The following is a 23,951-nucleotide window of genomic DNA, read 5'->3' on the forward strand; positions in this document are numbered from 1 at the left end:
TCAACTACCAGGCCGAACTACCAGGCGTTCCAGTGTGTGAGGCTGTCGGCGGGCAACCGCTTGGCGGGCCGGAAATCCGTGCCCTTGGTGTAGGCGATTGGAAACAGCCCACCCTGGCTGTACTGCTCATAGGGAATGCCCAGCACCTCGGCTACTTCTTTCTCACCGTCACGAACCAGGTGCAGCGTCGTCCAGCAAGAGCCCAATCCGCGCGAGCGCAGCGCCAGACAGAAACTCCAGACCGCCGGGAACAGCGACGCCCAGAACGAGGCGCCGCCCAGCGGCGAGCTGTCCTCTCGGCCCTCGATGCAGGGGATCAGCAGGACCGGCGCCTGGTGCATGTGCTCGGCAAGATAGGTCGCGGAATCCCGGACGGCGCCCATCCGCTCACCGCGGGTGTCGCCCTCGGGGTACTCGGCTGACGCCGAGCCGAGGTAGGCACGGGCATTAGCCAGGTAGACGTCGCCGATGGCCTTCTTCTTGTCGGAGTCCTCGACGAACACCCACTGCCAGCCCTGTGAGTTGGAACCAGTGGGCGCCTGCAGCGCCAATTCGAGGCATTCCATCAGTACTTCGCGGGATACCGGCTTATCGAAATCGAGGCGCTTGCGAACCGATCGGGTGGTGGTGAGGACTTCGTCGACAGACAAGTTCAAGGTCATGCCCGAAAGTAACAGTCGCTTCGCCCCGATCCTTCCCGGGCCGAATTGATGGACGTCACCCTCGATCACCGAAAATCGCGGGACTTCGATCCGATCTTCAGGGTGAGCTTGGCCAACCGCTCTGCCACGACGGTGACTGCGCCACTGGCATTTTGGACCTGACCCCGAATCAGCAGCGCCGACGCTGTCTGCGCCAGCTTGCGGTGTCGCGCCCATACCCCCGGTGTGCACAGCACGTTGACCATCCCGGTCTCGTCTTCGAGGTTGATAAACGTCACGCCCTGGGCTGTCCCCGGCCGCTGGCGATGGGTGACCGCCCCGGCGATCAGCACGCGGTCGCCGTCGGGCACCGACAGCAGGGCCTCAGCGGGCAACACCCCCATCTCATCTAAATCCGACCGCAGGAACTGGGTCGGATAGCTGTCCGGGGAGATGCCGGTGGCCCACACATCGGCGACGGCCAATTCCAGCTCGCTCATCGCGGGTAACACCGGGATGTGCGACGACGAGCCCACCCCTGGTAAGCGATCCGGCCGTTGGGTGGCGGCCGCCCCGGCCGCCCATAGCGCCTCGCGCCGCGATACCCCGAAGCAGCTCAGCGCTCCTGCGGTGGCCAGCGCTTCGGTCTGCGGCACGGAAAGCTGCACCCGGGACGTCAAATCCAGCAGAGAAGCGAAGGGGCCGTGGGCTTTTCGTTCCTCAACCACCTTTTCCGCCAGGTCATCGCCGATATGACGGACGCCGCCCAGCCCCAGCCGGACTTCCATTCCGGCGTTTTCCAGAGTGGCGTGCGCCAGGCTGGCATTGACGTCGGGGCCGTGCACCGTTACACCGTGCCTGCGGGTGTCGGCCACCAGCGACTGCGGCGAATAGAAGCCCATCGGCTGCGCGCGCAGCAGCGCCGCACAGAACGCCGCCGGGTGATGCAGCTTGAACCACGACGAATAGAACACCAACGATGCGAAGCTCAGCGCGTGGCTTTCCGGAAAGCCGAAATTGGCGAATGCCTCCAGCTTTTCGTAGGTGCGGTCGATCACCTCGTCGGTGGCACCGTGCAGCGCACGCATGCCGTCGTAGAACCGGCCGCGCAGCCGTTGCATACGCTCGGTCGACCGCTTGGAGCCCATGGCGCGCCGCAGCTGATCGGCCTCGGCAGCGGAAAAGCCGGCACAGTCCACCGCGAGCTGCATCAGCTGTTCCTGAAACAACGGCACTCCCAACGTCTTCCGTAACGCCGGCTCCATCGATGGATGGTCGTAGACGACCGGGTCGACGCCATTGCGCCGCCGGATGTACGGGTGCACCGAGCCGCCCTGGATGGGTCCGGGACGGATCAGCGCAACTTCGACCACCAGGTCGTAGAACACCCTCGGCCGCAGCCGCGGCAGGGTGGCCATCTGCGCGCGGGACTCCACCTGGAAAACCCCGACGGAATCGGCGCGGGCCAGCATTTCGTACACCGCCGACTCGGACAGGTCCAACGTGGCCAGGTCGACCTCGATGCCTTTGTGTTCGGCCAGCAGGTCGATGGCGTAGTGCAACGCCGAGAGCATGCCCAGCCCGAGCAGATCGAATTTCACCAAACCGATTGCCGCGCAGTCGTCTTTGTCCCACTGCAGCACGCTGCGGTTTTCCATGCGCGCCCATTCCACCGGGCAGACATCGGCGATAGGGCGGTCGCAGATGACCATGCCACCGGAGTGGATGCCCATGTGCCGCGGCAGATTCTGGATCTGGGTGGCCAGGTCGATGACCTGCTCGGGGATGTCGTCGACATCCGACGGTCGTCCACTCCAGTGGCTGATCTGCTTGCTCCACGCGTCCTGCTGTCCCTGTGAGAATCCCAGCGCACGGGCCATGTCGCGCACCGCGATCCGACTGCGGTAGGTGATCACGTTGGCAACCTGGGCGGCGTAGTCACGGCCGTATTTGTCATAGACGTACTGGATGACCTTTTCGCGCTGATCCGACTCGATGTCGATGTCAATATCGGGTGGCCCGTCGCGGGCCGGCGACAGGAAACGCTCGAACAACAGCTCGTTGGCCACCGGATCGACCGCGGTGACACCGAGGGCATAACAGACCGCCGAGTTGGCCGCCGATCCCCTGCCCTGACACAGGATGTTGTTCTCCCGGCAGAATCGGGTGATGTCGTAGACCACCAGGAAATAGCCCGGAAATGTCAGCTGTGCAATGATTTCCAACTCGTGCTCGATCTGGGCATACGCTTGCCGCGCCCGTGCTCGCGGCCCGTAGCGGCGCTCCGCACCCGCCATCGCCAGTTCGCGCAACCAACTGTCCTCGGTATGGCCGGGCGGGACGTCGAACGGCGGCAGCTGCGGGGCGATGAGCGCCAGGCCGAAGGCGCACTGCTCGCCGAGTTCGGCCGCGGCGGTCACCACGTCGGGCCGCTGCGCGAACAGCCGCGCCATCTCATCACCCGACCGCAGGTGGGAACCGCCCAGCGCGGCCAGCCAGCCGGCCGCTTCGTCCAGCGACTGCCTGGCTCGTATCGCACCCATGGCCATCGCCAGCCGACGGCGCGACGGCGCGGCGAAATGCGCGCCGGTGGTGGCGACACATTGGAGACCGAATCGCATTGCCAGTTCGGCTAATTCGGCGTTGACTTCGTCGTCGAGCGGATGGCCGTGCTGGGTCAGCTCGACGCTGACCCGCCTCCGCCCGAACCGGTCCACCAGATCCGCCAACGCCGCCGAGGCCGCATCCGGCCCGCCGGTGGCCAGCGCGGCGCGGACATGACCTTTACGACAACCGGTCAAGATATGCCAGTGCCCACCCGCTGCATCGGCAAGCGCACCGAAATCGAAGCGCAGCTTGCCTTTCTCGCCGCCGGCCAGATGAGCCACGGCCAGTTGCCGCGACAATCGTCGATAGCCTTCCGGGCCGCGAGCCAGCACCAGCAGATGCGGGCCCGCCGGATCCGGGTCGTCGGTCCGGGCACCGGGCCCTAACGAGAGTTCGGCGCCGAATACGGTACTCATGTCCAATTCCGTGGCCGCTTCCGCGAACCGCACCGCCCCATAGAGGCCGTTATGGTCGGTCAGCGCGATGGCGCGCAGATCCAGCAGCACCGCCTCTTCGACCAGCTCCTCCGGCGTGCTGGCCCCGTCGAGGAAGCTGAACGCCGAATGCGTGTGCAACTCGGCGTACGGGACGGACGAGCGAACCGCCCGGTTATCGTCCGGCGGGTGGTAGCTCACCCGCTTGCGAGACAATGGGACATCGTCGGCCGATCCCCACACAGATGGCGTGCCGGAACGGCGCGGCTTACCGGAGAGCACCCGCTCCATTTCCGCCCAGCCCGGCGGACCATTACTGAAACCCACGCGACCAGTCTATCGAATATATGTTCGATAGGCCTACAGTGCGTTCAGCTGTTGCTGAAGGTGGGTGCGCGGCGCTGAAGCGCGGCGCTGACGCCTTCGCCGACGTCGTCGGTGAGCGAGCACAGGACTTGCGCGCGGATTTCGGTGGTCATGTGTTGGCGCAGTTCCTCGATGCCAAGAGCGGCGTTCAGCAGGTTCTTGGTCTGGCTGACGCCGAACGGGGCGTTGACGGCGATCTTTTCACCGATGCCGACGGCGGTGTCGATGTCTGTGCCTTCGGCGGTGAGGTGGGTCACGAATCCGATTTGGCGCGCACGGTGGGCGTCGAAAGGTTCTGCTGTGTAGAGCATTTCGGCGGCGTTGGCGAAACCGATCAGCCGCGGCAGCCACCAGGAGGCGCCGAGGTCGCCGCCGGAGAAACCGCGGTGGGTGAATACGGGGCCGAAGCGGGCGGTGGTGTCGGCGACGCGGATGTCAGCCATTGCTGCCAGGGCCAGGCCCGCGCCGACGGCGTGGCCGTGGATGGCGGCGATGACCGGTTGCGGGATCTCACGCAGCGCCAGGGCGACTTCAGCGGCGCGTTCGAGGGCTAAGTAGCGGCCCTGGACCTGCCCGTGCCCGGCAATGTCGAGTCCGGCGACGAGATCCATTCCTGAGCAGAACGCGCGGCCGGCACCGGTCAGCACGACGACACGACAGGAGTCGTCCTCGCGTAGCGCGTTGAGGGCTTGCCGGGTCGGCACTGCCTGATCGGGAGCGAGCGCGTTGAGCCGGTCGGGTCGGTTCAAGGTGACGATGGCGATCGGGCCACGGTGTTCCACCAGCACGGGGGTGGGAGCGGTCATCGCGTCATCCCTTCTTGTCGGCCAGGGAGTCATAGGTGTCCAAGAGCAGGGATCTCGCGGCACGCCACCGCCGGTCAACGGTGGCCTCCAGTCCGGGTAGCCGACGCAGCGCCAGACCGCGGGCGGTGGCCATTGCGACGTCGAGCAGCGTGCGCCCGGTGTCCTTGTTCGCGAGGGTGGGCAGCAGTTCGGCGAAGGTCTGCGCCAACTGACGATCCAGGTCCCGACCGAGGTTTTCGACCGGCTCCCGCAGTTCGAGATCCGTGCGGGCGGCGGCCCAGAGTTCAGCCGCGGTCTGGAATGCGGGACCGGTGTGGATGTCCCACATTCGATCCAGCAGCGCCTGCATGCGGCGACGCTCGTCGCGCTGACCGGCACGGATCTGCTCCCGGGACTGCTCGGCCAATCGCTGCGACAGATGCCCGACGGCCTGCACAACCATGTCGACACGTCCGTCGAAGTAGTGCTGTTGCGCCCCTTGGGAGACCCCGGCACGTTCGGCGACCCGGCGGGTCGTGATCGCCGCGTACCCCTCTTCGATCAGGCACTCGACCGCGGCATCCAGCAACGCCGTACGCGTCGATTCCCTGCGCTCGGCTTGGGTCCGGCGCTGTACCTGGGTGGATGGGCCCATGCCATCGACGATAACACAGATACAAGTCAGTCGACTGAAATGTTTTATAGCCAGACCGCCCTTGCCGGGGGTTGAGAAAATTCTCAGAAATTCTCAGACTGAACTGCGTTGCCACGCAATCGACTCCCGTTGTTTACACGATTTAATCTGGCCGCCACCTCCCGCTGAGCGCAGCAAAGGATACTCATATGAGATCCCCGGCAGTGAACGGCGGTGCTGAGTCGTGGAGCAACTCAATACGCTCGATGCGGGTTTCCTCATGGCGGAGGATTCGGACCGAAACGTCAGTCTGGCGATCGGCGCAATAGCGATCATCGACGGTTCGGCTCCCGATCACGACGAGTTTAAAGACACGCTGGAAGAACGGATCCGGGCAATACCGCGCTGCACGCAGATGCTGCGTACCCAACCCTTCGACGTCGGTGCTCCGCAGTGGGTCGACGATCCGGGATTCGACCTCAGCCGGCACGTGCGCCGGATAGCGGTTCCGCAGCCCGGCGATGACGCCGAACTGTACCGGGTCGTTGCCGACGTGCTGGAGCGCCGTCTGGATCGGGATCGCCCGCTGTGGGAATGCTGGGTCATCGAAGGTCTGAAGGGCAATCGCTGGGCGATCCTGATGAAGATCCACCACTGCATCGCCGATGGAATCTCGGCGACCCGCATCCTCGCTCGACTGTGCGATGAGGTCGACGGCGATCCGTTCGCTCGCCCCGCCGTCACCAAGCGAACCGCCGCGACACGCAAACACCTCAAGCCGGTGCCGGACCCCAAGCCGCTGGAGAACTGGTGGAACCCGCTGGACAGCCTCTGGCGGACGGCCACCGGCATCACCGGTGCCGCTGCGCGGACGGTTGGCGGCGCCGCGGAAATTGCCGCCGGCTTGCTCCGACCTTCCGCGGGCTCGTCATTGGTGGGGCCGGTCACCGCGATGCGGTGCTATCACGCAGTTCGCGTCCCGCTCGCCGAAGTCGAGCAGGTATGCCGGAAGTTCGACGTGACCATCAACGATGTTGCGCTGACCGCGATCACCGAAGGCTTCCGCTCGGTTTTGCTGCATCGCGGCGAGGAACCCCGCCCGGACTCGCTGCGCACCCTGGTCCCGGTGTCGGTGCGCTCGCCCGACGCACTCGACAAGCCGGGCAATCGCCTCTCGGTCATGCTGCCCTATCTGCCCGTCGAACAGGATGACCCGATCCAGCAGTTGCGCATCGTGCACAACCGGTTGAGCCGGGCCAAGCAAGGTGGGCAGCGGCAAGCGGGCAACGTGGCAGTCTCGGCGGCCAACTACATCCCGTTCATGTGGTCCTCGTGGGCGATTCGATTCCTCACCCGTCTACCGCAGCGCGGCATCGTGACGCTGGCAACCAATGTCGCCGGACCGCGCCGCCAGTTGGAGATGATGGGCAGCAAGGTGGCGCGCCTGCTGCCGATTCCACCGATCGCGCTGCGGTTGCGCACCGGTGTCGCGGTGCTGAGCTATGCCGATGACCTGGTGTTCGGTATCACCGCCGATTACAACTCCGGAGCCGACGTCGAAGAATTGGCCAACGGCATCGAAACGGCCGTCACGCGTTTGGAAATGCTCAGCCACGACTCGGTCTTGCTGTTCGCCAACAAGTCGGTCTGAGCGCTAACTCAGCTCAATGCCCGAGCCGACCGCACCGCGCGGTCGCAGACGTGCCGGATCGCGTCTTCCTGGCCGTGGCGGCTTTGACATCCGATGCTGATCCGGACGGCCTTATCGACCAACACTGTCCATCGGATGTCGTGGCCAGAGCGGACCTCCCGATAGGTCACCGCCGGGCGGCCGGCACTATTGCCGGCCGGGTTGAAGTCGACGAATACGCCGGTCGGCTCGGCGTCGATCGCCTGTTTCAGCGCCTCGGCGGTGGCGCTCAAGGCTTCTATGGCCACTCGCGATTGCGTCACGTGCAGCACCATTTCCAGATCCGACGGCGACGTGGCCTGCACCCGCGCCGAACCGGGTCCGGATACGACGCGCTGCGTCTGCCATTGGGCCGGAACCTGGACGGCCACGCGGCCTTCGACCAGGAACGTTGTCGGAACGCCACTGTCCGCGGGCGCGTCGCGACGGGCCGACGCGAGCACCCCGAGCACCCCGAGCACCCCGATAATCAGCAGCGCGAGCAGCGCCAGCGTCCAATGACGGCGATAGCCACGTTCCGTAGCATCGATGCGGTCGGACTCACAAGTATTGTCTTCGCCCGAAATGATCGCTCCGGCAAGCTCTCCCAACTGGGCATCGCCGACTTGCACCGCGGTGATGCCGTCGGTGGCGCGTAACCGTTCGGCGATCATCGCTGCCAGCGCGCCGGCCCCGCCTACCGTGCTCGGCGCGTCAACCACCACCGCCACGGTCGTTTTGGACGTCATCTCGAGGATGGAACGCACAACCGCCTCGACGACGAGCTGGGGTTCTCCGCGCCGGGTCTCGGCGACCACTTCGGCGCCGGTGATCACCACGAAGTGGTCAGCGATTTCTACAACCACCGTCGCGTGCATGAATTTGCGCGGGGACGCCTGGGTCAGCAGCCACGACCGGGGTCGCATCACAACCTCATCGGCGAGGACCTGTGCTGCCGCGCCGAGCACATCGATGCGCGTCGCCGCCCACCACGACGGATGAACAACGATCGCACGTTCAGGGCTTCCGCAGTCCACCGACCCCAGCACCATCTGCCACAGTGAGTCGACAGTGACCGGACGCAGGTCGACCAGTGTTACCGGATCGTCGATGCTGTCGAAAGCAACCCGTACTATCTCATCGTGAGCGGCGAGTGTATTTCCCCCACAACATAATTGGCGGATCACCTTCGGGCCGACCTCGACAATGTGCGTGCTCACGGCGGCGGGCTCCAGGCGACCTGCACCAGCTGTGAGTGGCCATCACGAGTGATCAGCGTGCCGCGGCCAGGCGGCATGGGCGACTGACGCACCGATCCAACTACCAGACCTTCGTCCGGGCTTCCGCTCATTATCAAGGCCATACAGCCCGCATTGCGCAACCCGGCGGGGAGTGGCTCGAACATGGCGCGGGCGGCGCCTCCGCTGCGGCGTGTCACGACCAGGTGCAAACCCACGTCTTTCGCCTGCGGCAGAAATTCCACCAGCGGCATCAGCGGATTGCGCCGATCTGTGGCGACCAGATCGTAATCGTCGATCACGACATATATCTCGGGCCCCGACCACCAGGACCGGGTGCGTAATTGCATCGGGCTAACGTCCGCAGGCGGCATCCTTCCGCGCAGCCGGTCGGCCAGGCGCGGCATAACCGCGTCGACCGCATCCGCCGAGGCGAGATATCCGCCAAGATGTTCGGACTCGGGCTCGACCACGCCGAGGAGTGAGCGCCGGAAATCGACGATGAACAATTGGGACTGAGCGGCGGTCGTGGTTCGCAGGAGTTCGCGGCAAATGGTGCGCAAGGCGGCTGTCTTTCCGCATTCGCCGTCGCCGATGATAAGGAGATGCAGCTGCTGCGTGAAATCGATTGCAACCGAGCGCAGTTCACTTTCCTCGAGGCCGATCAGGACAGCGGCGTCTCGCCCGTCGATGGCCCGCTCGACCACGCTCTCGCGATCGACGTGCGCGGGCAGTAGCGGTATTGCGGGCGCATTGGATCCGCTGTGACGGCCCCGCAACATCTCCCCCACCCGCGCACCGGCCTCGGCCAGACCGGAGCTTGAGCTGGCGCCGTCCAGCCGGGGCAGCGCGATCACCATGTGCAGCCCGTCGTCTGCAAGTCCTCGACCCGGGTTACCCTCCGGGACTTGCTGAGCCCGCCGACGATCGAGTTCGGAATCCGCGGGATCCCCGAGCCGCAGCTCGATTCGGGTCCCGATCTGATCCTTGAGCGCGGGACGAATCTCGGCCCATCGCGACGCGGACATCACGATGTGCACACCGAATGAGAGTCCCTGAGCAGCAAGGCTGGTGATCGATGTCTCGATCGTTTCGAATTCACGGCGCAACGTTGCCCACCCGTCAACAATCAGGAAAACGTCACCAAAGCGGTCGCATATCGGATCTCTCCTCGCCTTTAGCAGGCGATACTGCGCCATCGATTGGATCCCATGGTCGTGGAAGATGTTTTCGCGAGACCGGACGATTGCTTCGAGCTGGGCGATCGTGCGTCGAGCCAACTGCGAGTCTGCTCTGCCGGCGACCGAACCGACGTGCGGCCAGTCTCGTAGCGATGCCAAGACCCCGCCGCCGAAGTCCAAACAGTAGAACTGCACCAAGCTCGGATCGTGGTTGATGGCCAGCGCACTGATCAACGTACGCAAAGCTGTCGATTTGCCCGATTGAGGTGCTCCGACAACAGCGACATTGCCGGCAGCCCCGGACAGGTCGACGACGAGCGGCGTTCGCCGTTGCTCGAACGGGCGATCGACGACACCGATGGAGACCGTCAACGCGGACATGGTTTTGTCGGTGGATTCGGCATCGCGCAGCACGGTGTCCAGTGCCGGTGCCGCGCCGAGCGGCGGCAGCCACACTTCACGCGCACGCGGGCCGTGCCCGGACAGCCGGTCGACGATCTTCTGCAGGACAGTGTGCCGATCAGCAACATCCGGGCCGGCCCTACTGGCCAGAGTGACCGGCCCTGCCGGCCCCGCGGTGAACAATCGGACGGGCGCCGGGATCGTGCCATAGCCCGGCGAGTCAGAAGCATTTGCAGCGCAATGCATTTCCTCATTACATGGACCGGAAACATATGCGGTCTGAAAGCGAATCAACTCATCCGTGCCGATCCGCAGATAGGCTGCGCCAGGCGTGTTCGGCAGTTCATAGGCATCGGACGCGCCCAAGACAAGTCGCGATTCGCTGGCCGACAGTGTTTTCAGGCATACGCGGTAGGACAGATGCGATTCCAATCCGCGCAGTCGGCCTTCGTCCAGACGCTGACTGGCCAGTAGCAGATGCATGCCCAACGATCGCCCGAGTCGGCCGATGGCCAGGAAGACGTCTGCGAAATCCGGATGCTGGCTGAGTAATTCGGAAAATTCGTCGATGATAATGAACAGCACTGGAAGGGGCGCTAATTGGACTCCGGAACGTCGCACCCGGTTGTAAGCGGCAATCCCGTCGAGGTTGCCTGCCAAGCGAAGCGCCTCCTGTCGGCGGTTCAGTTCTCCGGTTAGGGCATCACGCATTCGAGGGACCAGCGCCGCCTTGTCGGACAAGTTGGTGATGACAGCCGCAACGTGCGGCGCCGGCTCCAGGCCGGAGAAGGTCGCACCACCCTTGAAGTCAATGAGGGCCAGGTTGAGCTCTTCCGGTGAATGACGGGCCATCATCCCGAGCGCGACCGTGCGCAAGAACTCCGACTTACCCGACCCCGTCGCGCCGATGCAGAGCCCGTGCGGCCCCATACCTTTCTCGGCGGCCTCCTTGATGTCGAGCTCCAGCGGTGCGTTCGTGGCGGTCGCGCCGATGGGAACACGAAGACGATCGCGGGGACTCCGGCTGTTCCACCAATCGGGCGGAGTGTAAGACGCGAGATCGCCGATCCCGACAAGATCCTGCCAGTCCAAGCCGCCGCCCGACGCCGCGCCGAACACGTCCCGCCCACCGGCCCGGTAGCTGGCCAGTCTTTGCGCACACGCCAGCGCATCGATGGAACTCATCTGGTCCGGGCGGGCGGACGCTTCGTCGTGGCCGGACAGCCCGATCGCCAGCTCGTTCTCGCCCACCCGTAGCCGCAGCACTCCAGCTGTTGCCGCGCCATCATGGCAGGTGCCGATTTTCAGCAAAGTCAGGTGCGCGGTGGCGCTTTCGATCACACAACTGTCGTCGACGTCGTCGTTGTCGACGACGACCAGTAGCTGAGGCGGTGCCGCCGCGTGAACCGGCACGTAGTCAGCCGACAGACCGGCGAGCGCCTTCTGGGCCGCAGCCAGCGACGGGTACACCATCCGGGCAGAGCCGAGGCGGTCGTAGGCGTGCGGATGTTGATTGTGCGGCAACCATTTCAACCAATCCCAGTGGGCTCGGGTGCAGTCGCTGACCGCGGCGGCAATCAAGACCAGGCTCGGACTGTGCAGGACGGCCAGTTGACAAATCATCGCGCGTAACAGCGCACGCGCGTGCATCGGGTTCCCGCCGACCGTAACGGCCTCCAGCCCGCGCAGGTCGACCACGATAGGCGCGTCCGGGACGGTCGAGTGTGTTTGAAGAAATCGACGCAACGCGCTCCCCGTTACCGGATCCAGCCGCTGCACCGGCCCGGTCGGCGGAGGCACCAAACGGGTGGCGAGACGCTGGTCTCCGACACCGATCCGGACACGGCAGAAGTCCCCGTCCGCCGCCCGCCGCTCCCACATCCGGCAGCCGCCCACCAAGGTCCACAGCGCCTCGGGATCCGGATGGCACCACACCAGCGAACAACACTGTGCTGCAGCGGTCTTGACGACGGCACCTCGCAAGTCGGAGAGGTAGCCCAGATACTCGGCGCGTTCGGCGTTGATCTCGCCGCGCCTCCGATCCGCGCCCGACACTACCGTCGCAACCGCCGACAAGAGCATCATTACTGGAAACGTCATGAACGCCGGATTGTGCGTCACGGCCGACCGGGAAAAGACGACCACAGCCATCATGCCCACCGTGGCGATGGCCATCACGACCGGCAGAAAACGGGTCATCACGTTCGTTCCCGCCGGTCGGGTCGCTTCCGGCGGGGCCGCGACGACGATGTCGGCCGTCTCGAACACCGGAGTGGGCAGTCGTGCCGGCGGCATGAATTCCAGGGTCGCAGAACCATCCAACTGCACCAGCCAGCCCTCCCGCGTCATCACGGCGCCAAATGCGATTGGCACCGTAGGTGCGAGCGCAATCAGCGGCAAGTCAGCTGTGGATCAACGCATACCTGGCGTCGCGCGACCGGTTAGCGTCCGGATCAGCATCCGCATCGGCGAACGGAGGTCGCGGTGCACCAAGCGGTGGAAGCACGCCAAAGCAGCGAACCCGGTCCGCCCGGCGACGGGTTGCGGCGGGTGTCGGTTTCTGCCGACTCCTTCCACGTCGACTTGGTGTTATCGGCGGTAGTGCCGATTCGGTCGCTGATACCGCCAATAGTGGACATCCTGGCAGCTGAGGGCGGTCACCGCCCTCAGCCCGTCGCGGTTCAGCATCAACTTTCCCTTCCCGGGAAAGCCGCACTGGATCCGTCGAAGACGTTGGCCCAGTTAGGAATCCGTAACGGAGCCACACTGATTTTGACCAACTTGTCGGCCGTCTTGGCGTCGCCCCGTTTCGACGACGCAGCGGAGGCGGTATCGGTGTCGCTCGCCGCGTCGGTGCGACCTTGGACGCGACAAGCTGCCCGGCTCATCAGCGTCTTAGCAGCCGCTTGGCTGGCCGGCACCGGCGCAGCGGTCCTGATTCGAACGGCTCTTGATACCGACGACGCCCGTCGCGGCGGCTGTGCCGTCGTAGCGGCGGCGGCCGGTTTCATTGCTCTGCCCGCGGCGGTAGTCGCCTATCGCGTATTTCGCGACAGCACTGCCGGTCTCACGTTGGGTCTGGCGGCTAGCGGATTCGCCGGGCTCGCGGGCTTACTGGCGGTTCCAGGCGACCTGGGAGCACCGAATGCGCTCCTCGCCACGGCTGCTACGGCGACGTCAGCGACCACCATCCGCGTAATAGGCTGCTGTGCAACCGTGTTCACGGCATTGGCGTGTTTCGCCGCATTCGAAACGGCTGCGGCCGTGGTGGGCACGGTCACCGCCCTGCCGTTACAGGCGATCGGTGCGGCGTCCGCAGCGATATCGCTGATCCTGGTCGAAGCGTCCGCGCCAGTGTCGATCATGTTAGCCGGGCTGTCCTCACATGTGATGTCGGAGCCGGATGCAGTTCGCCCGGAACCCATCCCGGCTCCAGATCGCCTGAGCACCAGCGCGATCCGTGCCAGCACCTGGCTGACCAGCCAGGTCGCTGCATTCTCCGCCGCGGCAGCACTGGGAGCGATCGGCGCTGCGGCCGGATCGTACTTCGCTGGTGGCCCACCCTCGCCTGGCATCGCGTTCGCGACCCTCACCGGTGGCGTGCTGCTGTTGCGGGCGCGCTCACACCGTGATTTAGCGAGATCCGTGCCGCTGGTGGTGGCTGGAACAGTCACGCTCAGTGCCACACTCGTCATCGCTGCCGTTGCCTATCCGCTACGCACGCCTTACCTGGCCGCCGCATCGATGGTGCTCGCCGCCGCCGCACTGTGCGTCGGTTTCATTACCCAAACGATGACGTTCTCTCCCATCAGGCGACGAAGCATTGAGCTGCTGGAGTATCTAGCCTTGGCCGTCATCGTGCCGCTGGCGTGCTGGATCTGCAGGCTTTACAGCGCTGCGCGTGGCATGAACCTGCAATGACCATGGCGCACTCCAGAGCGCTGCGCTGTGCGATCGCGGTGGTAATCGCCGCATTGCCCCAATGTGGAGTACCAGCTGCAGGTGCGGTCTCGCCACCGCCGATCGACAGCAGCCGGTTACCCGAGCCGGCGCCAGCAAGACCGCCGCAGCCCACCGTGCAGCGCGAGATGTGTGCAGTTCCAGCCACAACTCCCGATTCGGACCGGGCGAACGCTTCCGGCCAACTCTCCGGGCTCGACCTGCCACAGGTTTGGAAGCTGACACGTGGTTCGGGCCAACGGGTCGCCGTCATCGACACCGGAGTTGCGCCGCACTCACGACTCCCCGACGTGACGGCCGGCGGAGACTATGTATTCACCGGTGACGGCACCCAAGATTGCGACGGACATGGGACCGCCGTGGCCGGGATCATCTCCGCCGCATCCGATCCCCGTCACGCAGATGGTTTCAGCGGGGTCGCCCCGGGTGTCAATTTGATCAGCATCCGGCAGGCCAGCACGAAGTTCGGTGCGGTAGCGGATTCGTCCAACCCCGGATTCGGTGACGTCGGCACGATGGCAAAAGCCGTTCGTACCGCCGCAGATCTCGGTGCTTCAGTGATCAATATTTCCTCAGTTGCCTGCATCCGCACCGGTTCGGCGCTCGACGATCGCGCGCTCGGCGCCGCGCTGTCCTACGCGGTTGACGTCAAGGATGCCGTCGTGGTGGTCGCCGCCGGCAACACCGGCACCGGGCAGTGTCCCGCTCAGCCACCGAAAGCAACGTGGGACACGGTGACGGTCGTGGTGAGTCCAGCTTGGTACGACGACTATGTCCTGACCGTGGGCTCGGTGAACGCCCACGGCGAACCGTCGGCGTTCACCCTGGCCGGACCCTGGGTGGACGTCGCTGCCCCCGGCGAGGGGGTGATATCGCTGAGCTCGTCGGGCGACGGATTAGTGAATAGCTTTGGCGGGCCGAATGGTCCGAGTCCGCTTTCGGGCACCAGCTACGCCGCTCCGGTGGTCAGCGGCTTGGCGGCGCTGATCCGATCCCGGTTCCCGAATCTGACGGCTCGGCAGGTGATGCAACGCATCGAGGCCACCGCGCATCATCCACCCGGCGGGTGGGATCCGCTGGTAGGGGCGGGCGTTGTCGACTTTCCTGCGGCGGTCAGCACCGACCCCCCGGCCAGCCCAGCTGGTCTGCCACCACGCACACCGGTGCAGATTGCGCCGCCTCCGCTTCCTGCGCCGGCGCACCACGGTTCGCGAGACGCAGCGTTCACTGGCGCAGCGATCTGCGGTGGCGTGCTGGCGGTCATGCTTGCCACCGGCGCACTGACGGCCCGGCTACGGCGAGCCGGCAGTCGAGCGCACGCCGACGACACTGTCGTAGGCCACTGAGGCGTTCGCTCTACTCAATTCCGGCCCGGCGGGCAGCTTGGCCAACACCGGCCACGGCGCCGCGATCGCCGCATCGGGTAGACCGAGGTCGCGTGCCGCATCGTCATCGTGGATGGCGAATCGCACGCCGGTGTCGGTTATCAGGTATCGGGTGCCGGCTTGCGCGTTGGCTCCGGACAGGCCGGTGGCACGCACGTATGCACTGCGCCCGGGCGACAGGTACACGGCGTCGACCGCTGGGCCCCTTCCGTCGGCCTGCGCTAGCTTCACCGGCTCGTAGCCCGCCGGGATGGGTAGGCCGCCGGCGGAAAACGCGATCTCGACGCCACTCGACGCCGCATGCTTCCAGCTGACGCACAGCGTCGTACCGCCGGCATCCAGCGGCGACGGCGCCCGGTCGGGGAAGGTGGCTACCGGCAAGTCGGCCAGCGCGGGTGTCGCACGGATCAGGTCGGGCGCAACCGAGATAGCGGTGCGGGTGCCCCGCGAGTCGGTGAATCGCAGCAAGTCCGCGGCAACCTGACCGATCCGCTGAATCCCATGGCTGAGTACGACGTAATACTCGTCGCCGTCGGCGCGGGCCACGCGCAGTACGCTGCCGACCGGAAAACCCGGCAGTGTGGCCGGTCCGCGACGCCCGGCATTGGGGATGCGCGGCACCGTGACAGGCGGTGCCTCCGGGACTGCGTTCAGTAGCGTCGGTGACACCGGCCACGGGACCTCACCGTCCAGCCCCAGTGCGCGCACAACCGCAGGCTCATCCAGATTGACCACGGCTCGGCGACCTTGGTAAAGGAGGTAGGTCGACGCGCCGGAGACCGGCCTGACCAGCACGGATTGTCTGCTCGCCAGAAGGTGCGACAGCAGTCCCTCGGCCGGGCCGATGACGACTGTGGTACCCGGCGCGGCGTCATAGCCGCTGTCACACACTGCCCACCGCAATTCGTCCTCGGCGAGTGGCATACCCAGCAATTGCGGAGCACCGGGTATGCCCAGCAGCGGACCCCGTTTGCTATGGCCCAATTCCGACTCGGGTACCGGTTGCGGGTCAGCGTTCGTTTGCACGATCAGCCTGGCTGAGGCCAGATTCAGCACCGGATGCAGGGTTTCACCTCTCCTGACGTATAGCGCCCCCGACTGCTTGCCCATCACGATCGGCGCATTCGCCCCGGCTGGTTGTGGGTGCACAACTGCCAGGACCGCAGACCCAGCCAGCACGATGATCGCCAGCACTGAGCCGGCCATCAGCGACTGCATCGACGCGCGGATCGGTTCGTTAGCCCCGCGGAAGTCCCTGCCCAGCAGCGCGCATTCAATACGGCGCAGCAGAAATCGGTACCCGCTGACGTGCAGCCGCGTGGTCGGTTGCCATGCCATCAGTCCCCCGGTCCGTCGGCGTCACGATATTCCGTGATCACCGAGCTCTTCGCCAGCCATCCACAACCCGGCGCCGGACAACCGTCGATGTGACCGATTGCCCGATTCTCGTTAAAATCGCCTGGTGAGCATCAACCACCTCAGCCGTTCGATGTCGCGTCGTCGCTGGTCACGCAGCTTCCGCTGGGTTGGCCTGAGCGCCGCCGCGCTGCTGGCGGCCGGCGTTCTGCTGGTCGCCCCGACCGCCGTTCCGCGAGCCGTCCCGTCGGCCGGCGCCGACAACTGCCCGGACGTTGCGCTGACCTTCGCCCGGGGCACCGACGAGCCGGCCGGTCTGGGCCAGGTCGGCCAGGCCCTTGCCGACGACCTGCGCCAGAACACCGGCAAGAACATCGACGCCTACCCGGTCAACTACAAGGCCAGCCTGCTGCAGCTGCACGGCGGTGACGGCGCCAACGACGCCATCAAGCACATCAAAGATGTGGCCGACAAGTGCCCGAACACCCCGCAGGTGCTCGGCGGGTACTCGCAGGGCGCGTCGGTGATCGACATAGTCACCGGGGTTCCCATCGGCGGCATCGGCTGGGGCAGCTCGTTGCCGCCCCAATACGCCAACAACGTCGTCGCGGTGACCACCTTCGGTAATCCGGCCGACCGTAGCGGCGGCCCGATCTCGCAGCAGAGCCAGCTGTTCGCCGCCAAGGCGATCGATTACTGCAACCCCGAAGACCCGATCTGTCATGCGGGCCCCGGCAACCAGTGGAGCGGGCACACCAAGGGCTACGTGCCCGTCTACACCAGCCAGGCGGCCAGCTTCATTCAGACCAGGCTGCTGGCGGTCCTGGCTCCCACCTCGCCCGAAGGTCCGATGGGCGTGCCACCTGGGCCGATGGGCGTGCCACCTGGGCCTGCCCCTGGGCCCGGACCGGGGCCTCTGCCTGGTCCCAGTGCCCCGGGTCCGTCCGTGGTCGATCAGACCCAGCCCGTGGTATTTCACTGACGGATCACCCAGCGCGCTGACCGCCAGTCGGCGCAGTAATATCGGGCCATGAGGCTCCGCCTGATAAATCCACCGCCACAGTCGATTCCGGGCAGGTTAGGCAGGTTCGCCGCCGCCGGGCTTTTTACCGCGGCGTCAGTAGTCGCGCCCGCGACGCTGATCCCGACGGCATCGGCCTCCTGCCCGGACGTCGAGGTGGTGTTCGCCCGGGGACGGCAGGAGTCACCCGGCGCCGGTGTCATCGGCAACGCCTTCGTCAGCGCGCTGCGGTCCAAGGTCAATCGCAACGTCAGTCTCTACGCGGTGCGCTACCCCGCCGACAACGAGGTAGACGTCGGCGCCAACGACATGAGCGCCCACGTCCAGTCCACGATCAACGGGTGCCCGGACACCCGCGAGGTGCTGGGCGGCTACTCGCTGGGCGCCGCGGTCACCGACGTCGTGATAGCGGCTCCCGGCCCGCTCTTCGGCTTCACCAATCCGCTGCCGCCGGGCGCCGACCAGCACATCGCCGCGGTCGCGCTGTTCGGCAACGGCAGCCAATGGGTCGGGCCGATCACCAATTTCAACCCGACCTACACCGACCGGACCATCGATCTGTGCCACGGCAGCGACCCAATCTGTAATCCGGCGGACCCACACACCTGGTCCAACAACTGGCCGCAACACTCTGCCGGCGGATACATCCAGGCCGGGATGGTCAATCAGGCCGCCGACTTCGTCGCGGGCAAGCTGCAGTAACTAAGCCAACCCTGCAGGCCGTTTCAGCAGTTCATTAGCTTTGCTCGATAATATCCGCTCATGAAATTTGCTCTGATCGGCGTGCTGCCGCGGCTTTACAGCAGGTCAGAGGACGCAAAGCGGGTAGCCGGCTTCGCGGGCGCTGCGTTGCTCGCCGCAGGGCTGCTGATCTCCCCGGCTGTGGCGCCCTTGCCGGCTGGCGGGCATATTCCGACGGCGTCAGCGACGTGCCCGGACGCCGAAGTAGATTTCGCCCGCGGCCGAGAAGAAGCCCCCGGCGTCGGCGAGGTCGGCCAGGCCTTCATCAATTCGCTGCAATCGAGGGTGCCGCACATGACGATCGGCTCCTATGAGGTCAATTACCCCGCCGACGTCAGCGTCACCAAGGGCTCCAACGACATGAGCGCCCACGTGCAACAGATGGCGGCGAGTTGCCCGAACACCAAACTGGTGCTCGGCGGCTACTCGCTCGGTGCTGCGGCGGCTGACGTCGTCGTTGCGATGAACCAACCAGGATTCGGCTACACCGATGTCCTGCCGCCGAACATGGACCAGCACGTCGCGGCGGTCGCCTTGTTCGGTAACGGCACCCAGCGGGTGCTCGGCCCGGTGCCCGATTTCAGCCCGGCCTTCGCCGGCAAGACCATCGACCTCTGCGCGGCCGGCGACCCGATCTGCACCCCGCGTGTGCACGATCTGCATTGGAACTCGCACCTACAGCCCTCGTACATCAACTCCGGGCTGGTAGATCAGGCCGCGAGCTTCGTCGCCGGCAAGCTATAGCCAAAGCTCAGTCGCGCGTGCGTATTTCGCGAGTGATCACTGTGCGCGCCTGCAGTTCGCTCTCCGGCGGGTAGTCCACACCGATCAACGTCAAACCCCGCGCAGGTGCGGCGGCGAAGTCACTGGACCGCCGCGTCGAGGTGAGCAGCTCGCCGCACCACGCGGGGGTGCGACGGTGTTCGCCGACGGCCAGCAGCGCGCCGACCAGCGACCGCACCATCGACCAGCAGAATGCGTCGGCGGTGACGTATGCGGTGATCAGATGACCATCGCCGGTCCAGTCGAGCCGCTGTAGATCGCGAATCGTGGTGGCAGCCGCGCGGTGGCGGCAAAATGCGGCAAAGTCGTGCAATCCCAACAGGTTTCGGGAAGCTTCCGTCATCGCGTCCACGTCGAGCGGCCGCGGCCAGGCGGTAATATAGCGGGCCTGATGTGGCTCCACGCCGTAGGGGGCGGTCGAGAGCCGGTAGACGTAATGGCGGCGCAGCGCCGAGAACCGAGCGTCGAAACCCGCTGGCGCACGGATGATCCGGCGCACCCGAACGTCGGCGGGCAGCAGCCGGCCCAGACGCCGAACCAGCGGCAGGAATTCCGGTTCGGGGGGTCGGGGCGAACGAGGATAAGCATTGGGCAGCGCACCTACCGGAACGTCGACATGAGCGACCTGACCGGTGGCGTGCACGCCGGTGTCGGTGCGCCCAGCCGCGCGCAAACGCACCGGGGTCCGAAACACCGTCGAGAGCGCCTCCTCGAGAATGCCCGCAACGGTGCGCTGACCTGACTGCGTGGCCCATCCGGCGAAATCCGTGCCGTCATAGGCGATATCGAGCCGAAGACGAACGCGCCCGCCATCGGCGTCGATGGCGGGCACGTCGTTCGACGGCGAATCGCTAGGACTTGTCAGCGTCCTCGGCTTCCGGCTCAGCGGCTTCGGGCTCAGCGGCCTCCGCCTCGGCTTCGGGCTCAGGCGTCGTGGCGTCAGCCTCGGCGGCGTCCTCGGTGGTCTCGGTGGTGTCGGCTTCAGCCTCGGCCGCAACCTCTTCCGCCTCCGGCGCAGGCTTCGCTGCAGCCTTGGCAGCGGCCTTCGATGCGCCGACCCGACGTGCGCGCTCGGCCTCCGAAGTGACCGTCTTCTCCCGCACCAGCTCGATCACCGCCATCGGGGCGTTGTCACCCTTGCGTGCCTCGACTTTGATGATCCGGGTGTAGCCGCCGTTGCGGTCGGCGAAGAACGGCCCGATCTCGGCGAACAGGCTGTGCACGATGTCCTTGTCGCGGATCTTCTTGAGCACCTCACGACGGTTGTGCAGCGTGCCCTTTTTAGCGTGGGTGATCAGCTTCTCGGCGTAAGGCCGCAGTGCCCGAGCCTTGGGCTCGGTGGTCTTGATCCGGCCGTGCTCAAAGAGCGCCGTGGCCAGGTTGGCCAGAATCGCCTTCTGATGCGACGACGATCCGCCGAGGCGACGGCCCTTGGTGGGCTTGGGCATTGCTGACGCTCCTGTCTAGTTCGAGAGCCTTTAGAGCTGTTCGGTTTCCGCGTAGTCCTGGTCGTCGTAGGCACCCTCGCTGGACCAGGTGCCGGTGGCCACGTCGTAGCCGGCGACCTCCGACGGGTCGAAGCTGGCCGGGCTGTCCTTGAGCGACAGACCCAGCTGGTGCAGCTTGACCTTCACCTCGTCGATGGACTTCTGCCCGAAGTTGCGGATGTCGAGCAGGTCGGACTCGGTGCGCGACACCAGCTCGCCGACGGTGTGCACACCTTCGCGCTTGAGGCAGTTGTACGAACGCACGGTCAGATCCAGGTCGTCGATCGGCAACGCGAACGACGCGATGTGATCCGCCTCGGCCGGCGACGGCCCGATCTCGATGCCCTCGGCCTCGACGTTGAGTTCGCGTGCCAGACCGAACAATTCGACCAGCGTCTTACCCGCCGACGCCAACGCGTCACGCGGGCCGATCGAGCTCTTGGTCTCGACGTCGAGGATCAGCTTGTCGAAGTCGGTACGCTGCTCGACACGGGTGGCGTCCACCTTGTAGGTGACCTTGAGCACCGGCGAGTAGATGGAATCGACTGGGATACGGCCGATTTCGGCGCCCGACGCCTTGTTCTGCACGGCCGGGACGTAGCCGCGGCCACGCTCGACGACGAGCTCGATCTCGAGCTTGCCCTTGTCGTTCAACGTCGCGATGTGCATCTCGGGGTTGTGCACGGTCACACCGGCCGGGGGCACGATGTCACCGGCGGTGACCTCGCCCGGGCCTTGCTTACGTAGATACATCGTCACCGGCTCGTCTTCTTCCGAGGACACCACCAGACTCTTGAGGTTCAAGATGATGTCGGTGACGTCTTCCTTGACGCCGGGCACGGTGGTGAACTCGTGCAGCACGCCGTCGATGCGGATGCTGGTGACGGCCGCGCCGGGGATCGACGACAGCAGCGTGCGGCGCAGCGAGTTACCAAGCGTGTAGCCAAATCCCGGCTCCAGCGGCTCGATGACGAATTGCGAACGGTTGTCGTTGACGACCTCTTCGGACAAGGTGGGTCGCTGTGAGATCAGCATGGTGTTTCTTCTTCTCCTTCTCGGCACCCGCTATTTGATGCCGCTTAGGTACCTGCACCGGTTGGTGCTGGTGGTCTACTTCGAGTAGTACTCGACGATCAGCTGCTCGGTGAGTGGCACGTCGATCTGCGCCCGCTCCGGCAGTTGGTGGATCAGGATGCGTTGACGTTCGCCGACCACCTGCAGCCAGCTGGGGATCGGACGGTCGCCGGCGGTCTCGCGCGCGATCTGGAACGGAACGCTGTTCACTGACTTATCCCGCACATCGATGATGTCGTATTGCGCCACCCGGTAGCTGGGGACGTTGACGTGCACGCCGTTGACCGTGAAGTGCCCGTGGCTGACCAATTGGCGGGCCATCCGGCGGGTGCGCGCCAGCCCGGCGCGGTAGACGACGTTGTCCAGCCGGCTTTCCAGGATCTGCAGCAACTCGTCACCGGTCTTGCCGGGACGGCCCGCAGCCTCTTCGTAGTAGCGGCGGAACTGCTTCTCCATGACGCCGTAGGTGAAGCGGGCCTTCTGCTTTTCCTGCATCTGCAGCAGGTATTCGCTCTCCTTGATCCGCGCGCGGCCATGCTGGCCGGGCGGGTAGGGGCGCTTCTCGAACGCCTGGTCGCCACCGACGAGGTCGGTGCGCAGCCGGCGTGATTTCCGGGTGACGGGTCCGGTGTAACGAGCCATTTCTGTCTCTTCCTCCTGGGCCGACTAGACTCTTCGCCGCTTGGGCGGACGGCAGCCGTTGTGCGGCTGGGGGGTGACATCGGAGATCGCGCCGACCTCCAGGCCGGCGGCCTGCAGCGACCGGATCGCGGTCTCGCGGCCCGAGCCCGGGCCCTTCACGAACACGTCGACCTTGCGCACGCCGTGCTCCTGGGCTTTGCGGGCAGCGTTCTCGGCGGCCAGCTGGGCGGCGAACGGCGTCGACTTACGCGAACCCTTAAAGCCGACGTGGCCCGACGACGCCCAGGCGATGACGTTGCCCTGCAGGTCGGTGATCGTCACGATCGTGTTGTTGAACGTGCTCTTGATGTGGGCTGCGCCGTGCGGGACGTTCTTCTTTTCCCGCCGCCGGGTCTTCTGACCCTTCTTGGGGGCGGCAGCGGCTGCCTTCTTGGCTGGGGGCATGACTTACCTGGCCTTCTTCTTGCCTGCGATGGTGCGCTTGGGGCCCTTGCGGGTACGCGCATTGGTCTTGGTGCGCTGACCGCGCACCGGCATACCGCGGCGGTGCCGTAGCCCCTGGTAGCAGCCGATCTCGATTTTGCGACGGATGTCGGCCTGCACCTCGCGGCGCAGGTCACCCTCGACCTTGAGATTGGCTTCGATGTAATCGCGCAGATGGGTCACCTGGTCATCGGTGAGGTCCTTGGTGCGCAAGTCTTTGTCAATCCCGGTGGCGGCCAGGATCTCATTCGACCGGGTACGGCCAACGCCGTAGATGTAGGTCAACGCGACCTCCATGCGCTTGTCGCGCGGCAGGTCTACGCCCACAACTCGAGCCATGGGTGGCATTCCTTTTCGTTCGCGGAGGTCTGATCCCAGTCCGTTCCCGGCTGACTGCTCCGGGGTCCGGCCTCCGTTCCGGACGTGGATGAGCTGGCCCATCTCTAAAGATTCCAGCCGCTCACTGGTGCTGGGAGGTCTGCATTCAGTTGTCGGTGCGGCGCGAGGTACTAGCCTTGGCGCTGCTTGTGGCGCGGATCGGAGCAGATCACCATGACCCGCCCATGCCGACGGATCACCCTGCACTTGTCGCAGATCGGCTTGACGCTCGGGTTCACCTTCACGGCTGTTTCGATCCTGTTCTGTCTACTCGTTGGTTCTTGGTTCGGGCTTACTACTTGTAGCGGTACACGATGCGGCCGCGGGACAGGTCGTAGGGAGACAGCTCCACCACCACCCGGTCCTCGGGCAGGATGCGGATGTAGTGCTGTCGCATCTTGCCGCTGATGTGGGCAAGCACCTTGTGGCCGTTCTCCAGCTCAATGCGGAACATCGCATTGGGCAGGGGCTCGACCACGCGGCCCTCGACCTCTATGGCGCCGTCCTTCTTGGCCATAACTTTCCAGAAATCCTCATCTTTGGTTTCGTTGCTTCTACGCCCGGATCGGCGCAGCAATGGCTGGCTTTACAACGTGAGCCGGTGACAGGAAATTCCTAGGACTGGGCACGCACGAAACCAGCGCGATGACGCGCCGTTGGTCCACGATACCCGCACATTCCGGC

21 protein-coding genes are annotated in these 23,951 nt (G+C 65.5%); 6 read left to right on the forward strand and 15 right to left on the reverse strand.

The genetic code is table 11. The features are described 5' to 3' along the window. Positions 1-17: 17 nt before the first annotated feature. From VEI45_RS20385 to VEI45_RS20400, 4 genes are all read right to left on the reverse strand, one after another. Positions 18-662, reverse strand: coding sequence for a nitroreductase family protein (locus tag VEI45_RS20385; RefSeq protein WP_324856341.1), 645 nt, complete (start codon positions 660-662; stop codon positions 18-20). 65 nt (positions 663-727) lie between these two features. Then, the gene (locus VEI45_RS20390) at positions 728-4,009 is read right to left on the reverse strand and encodes an error-prone DNA polymerase (protein WP_324856342.1); all 3,282 of its coding nucleotides are present in this window, start codon (positions 4,007-4,009) and stop codon (positions 728-730) included. Positions 4,010-4,053: 44 nt separating this feature from the next. After that, on the reverse strand, positions 4,054-4,854 hold the full coding sequence (locus VEI45_RS20395) for an enoyl-CoA hydratase/isomerase family protein (RefSeq protein WP_324856343.1): 801 nt from the start codon (positions 4,852-4,854) through the stop codon (positions 4,054-4,056). A gap of 4 nt (positions 4,855-4,858) precedes the next feature. Continuing rightward, the gene (locus VEI45_RS20400; protein ID WP_324856344.1) at positions 4,859-5,488 is read right to left on the reverse strand and encodes a TetR/AcrR family transcriptional regulator; all 630 of its coding nucleotides are present in this window, start codon (positions 5,486-5,488) and stop codon (positions 4,859-4,861) included. Between the two features lie 223 nt (positions 5,489-5,711). Here VEI45_RS20400 and VEI45_RS20405 point away from each other — a divergent pair, with 223 nt between their 5' ends. After that, positions 5,712-7,118: a wax ester/triacylglycerol synthase family O-acyltransferase gene (locus VEI45_RS20405; RefSeq protein WP_324856345.1), complete on the forward strand. Its 1,407-nt coding sequence runs from the start codon at positions 5,712-5,714 to the stop codon at positions 7,116-7,118. Between the two features lie 8 nt (positions 7,119-7,126). Here the strand turns inward: VEI45_RS20405 and VEI45_RS20410 are convergent, their stop codons facing one another. Next, a complete protein-coding gene (locus VEI45_RS20410) occupies positions 7,127-8,356 on the reverse strand; it encodes a type VII secretion-associated protein (protein ID WP_324856346.1) in 1,230 nt (409 codons plus the stop codon). Continuing rightward, on the reverse strand, positions 8,353-12,252 hold the full coding sequence (gene eccCa / locus VEI45_RS20415) for a type VII secretion protein EccCa (RefSeq protein ID WP_324856364.1): 3,900 nt from the start codon (positions 12,250-12,252) through the stop codon (positions 8,353-8,355). Before eccCa ends, VEI45_RS20410 begins: the two co-directional genes overlap by 4 nt. Before the next feature lie 189 nt (positions 12,253-12,441). On the opposite strand from eccCa, the gene eccD reads away from it, so the two are divergent. Together eccD and mycP are read left to right on the forward strand one after the other, a co-directional pair. Next, positions 12,442-13,878 carry a type VII secretion integral membrane protein EccD gene (gene eccD, locus VEI45_RS20420; RefSeq protein ID WP_324856347.1) on the forward strand — a complete coding sequence of 479 codons (1,437 nt, stop codon included), beginning with the start codon at positions 12,442-12,444 and terminating at the stop codon, positions 13,876-13,878. A 2-nt stretch (positions 13,879-13,880) separates the two neighbouring features. Continuing rightward, entirely contained in the window at positions 13,881-15,263 is a 1,383-nt protein-coding gene (gene mycP / locus VEI45_RS20425; protein ID WP_324856365.1) for a type VII secretion-associated serine protease mycosin, read from the forward strand. Here mycP and eccB read toward each other — a convergent pair. Then, positions 15,210-16,640, reverse strand: a complete 1,431-nt coding sequence (gene eccB, locus VEI45_RS20430; RefSeq protein ID WP_324856348.1) for a type VII secretion protein EccB — start codon at positions 16,638-16,640, stop codon at positions 15,210-15,212. The two genes, mycP and eccB, sit on opposite strands and share 54 nt — an antisense overlap. A 151-nt stretch (positions 16,641-16,791) precedes the next feature. Between eccB and VEI45_RS20435 the strand changes: the two genes are divergently transcribed. From VEI45_RS20435 to VEI45_RS20445, 3 genes are read left to right on the forward strand one after another with little or no spacing between them, the layout of a single operon-like run. Beyond that, positions 16,792-17,640, forward strand: coding sequence for a cutinase family protein (locus VEI45_RS20435; protein ID WP_324856366.1), 849 nt, complete (start codon positions 16,792-16,794; stop codon positions 17,638-17,640). A 48-nt stretch (positions 17,641-17,688) separates the two neighbouring features. After that, on the forward strand, positions 17,689-18,381 hold the full coding sequence (locus VEI45_RS20440) for a cutinase family protein (protein WP_324856349.1): 693 nt from the start codon (positions 17,689-17,691) through the stop codon (positions 18,379-18,381). 60 nt (positions 18,382-18,441) lie between these two features. Further along, positions 18,442-19,164, forward strand: coding sequence for a cutinase family protein (locus tag VEI45_RS20445; RefSeq protein WP_324856350.1), 723 nt, complete (start codon positions 18,442-18,444; stop codon positions 19,162-19,164). Positions 19,165-19,171: 7 nt separating this feature from the next. Here the strand turns inward: VEI45_RS20445 and truA are convergent, their stop codons facing one another. The 8 genes from truA to infA all read right to left on the reverse strand — a co-directional run bounded on the left by truA (position 19,172) and on the right by infA (position 23,784). Continuing rightward, entirely contained in the window at positions 19,172-20,068 is an 897-nt protein-coding gene (gene truA / locus VEI45_RS20450; RefSeq protein WP_414687546.1) for a tRNA pseudouridine(38-40) synthase TruA, read from the reverse strand. Continuing rightward, positions 20,055-20,651, reverse strand: coding sequence for a 50S ribosomal protein L17 (rplQ, locus tag VEI45_RS20455; protein WP_324856352.1), 597 nt, complete (start codon positions 20,649-20,651; stop codon positions 20,055-20,057). Before rplQ ends, truA begins: the two co-directional genes overlap by 14 nt. Before the next feature lie 30 nt (positions 20,652-20,681). Next, entirely contained in the window at positions 20,682-21,725 is a 1,044-nt protein-coding gene (locus tag VEI45_RS20460) for a DNA-directed RNA polymerase subunit alpha (protein ID WP_324856353.1), read from the reverse strand. 75 nt (positions 21,726-21,800) lie between these two features. Beyond that, positions 21,801-22,406 carry a 30S ribosomal protein S4 gene (gene rpsD, locus VEI45_RS20465; RefSeq protein WP_324856354.1) on the reverse strand — a complete coding sequence of 202 codons (606 nt, stop codon included), beginning with the start codon at positions 22,404-22,406 and terminating at the stop codon, positions 21,801-21,803. Between the two features lie 24 nt (positions 22,407-22,430). Beyond that, the gene (gene rpsK, locus VEI45_RS20470) at positions 22,431-22,850 is read right to left on the reverse strand and encodes a 30S ribosomal protein S11 (protein WP_324856355.1); all 420 of its coding nucleotides are present in this window, start codon (positions 22,848-22,850) and stop codon (positions 22,431-22,433) included. 3 nt (positions 22,851-22,853) lie between these two features. Then, positions 22,854-23,228, reverse strand: coding sequence for a 30S ribosomal protein S13 (gene rpsM, locus VEI45_RS20475; protein ID WP_324856356.1), 375 nt, complete (start codon positions 23,226-23,228; stop codon positions 22,854-22,856). Positions 23,229-23,398: 170 nt separating this feature from the next. After that, positions 23,399-23,512 (reverse strand): 50S ribosomal protein L36, encoded by a 114-nt coding sequence (rpmJ, locus tag VEI45_RS20480; RefSeq protein WP_003879483.1) that lies wholly within the window; start codon positions 23,510-23,512, stop codon positions 23,399-23,401. Between the two features lie 50 nt (positions 23,513-23,562). Further along, positions 23,563-23,784 carry a translation initiation factor IF-1 gene (gene infA, locus VEI45_RS20485; protein WP_003418601.1) on the reverse strand — a complete coding sequence of 74 codons (222 nt, stop codon included), beginning with the start codon at positions 23,782-23,784 and terminating at the stop codon, positions 23,563-23,565. Positions 23,785-23,951: the final 167 nt, after the last annotated feature.

The organism is Mycobacterium sp. (assembly GCF_035623875.1).
Taxonomy (GTDB): Bacteria; Actinomycetota; Actinomycetes; order Mycobacteriales; family Mycobacteriaceae; genus Mycobacterium.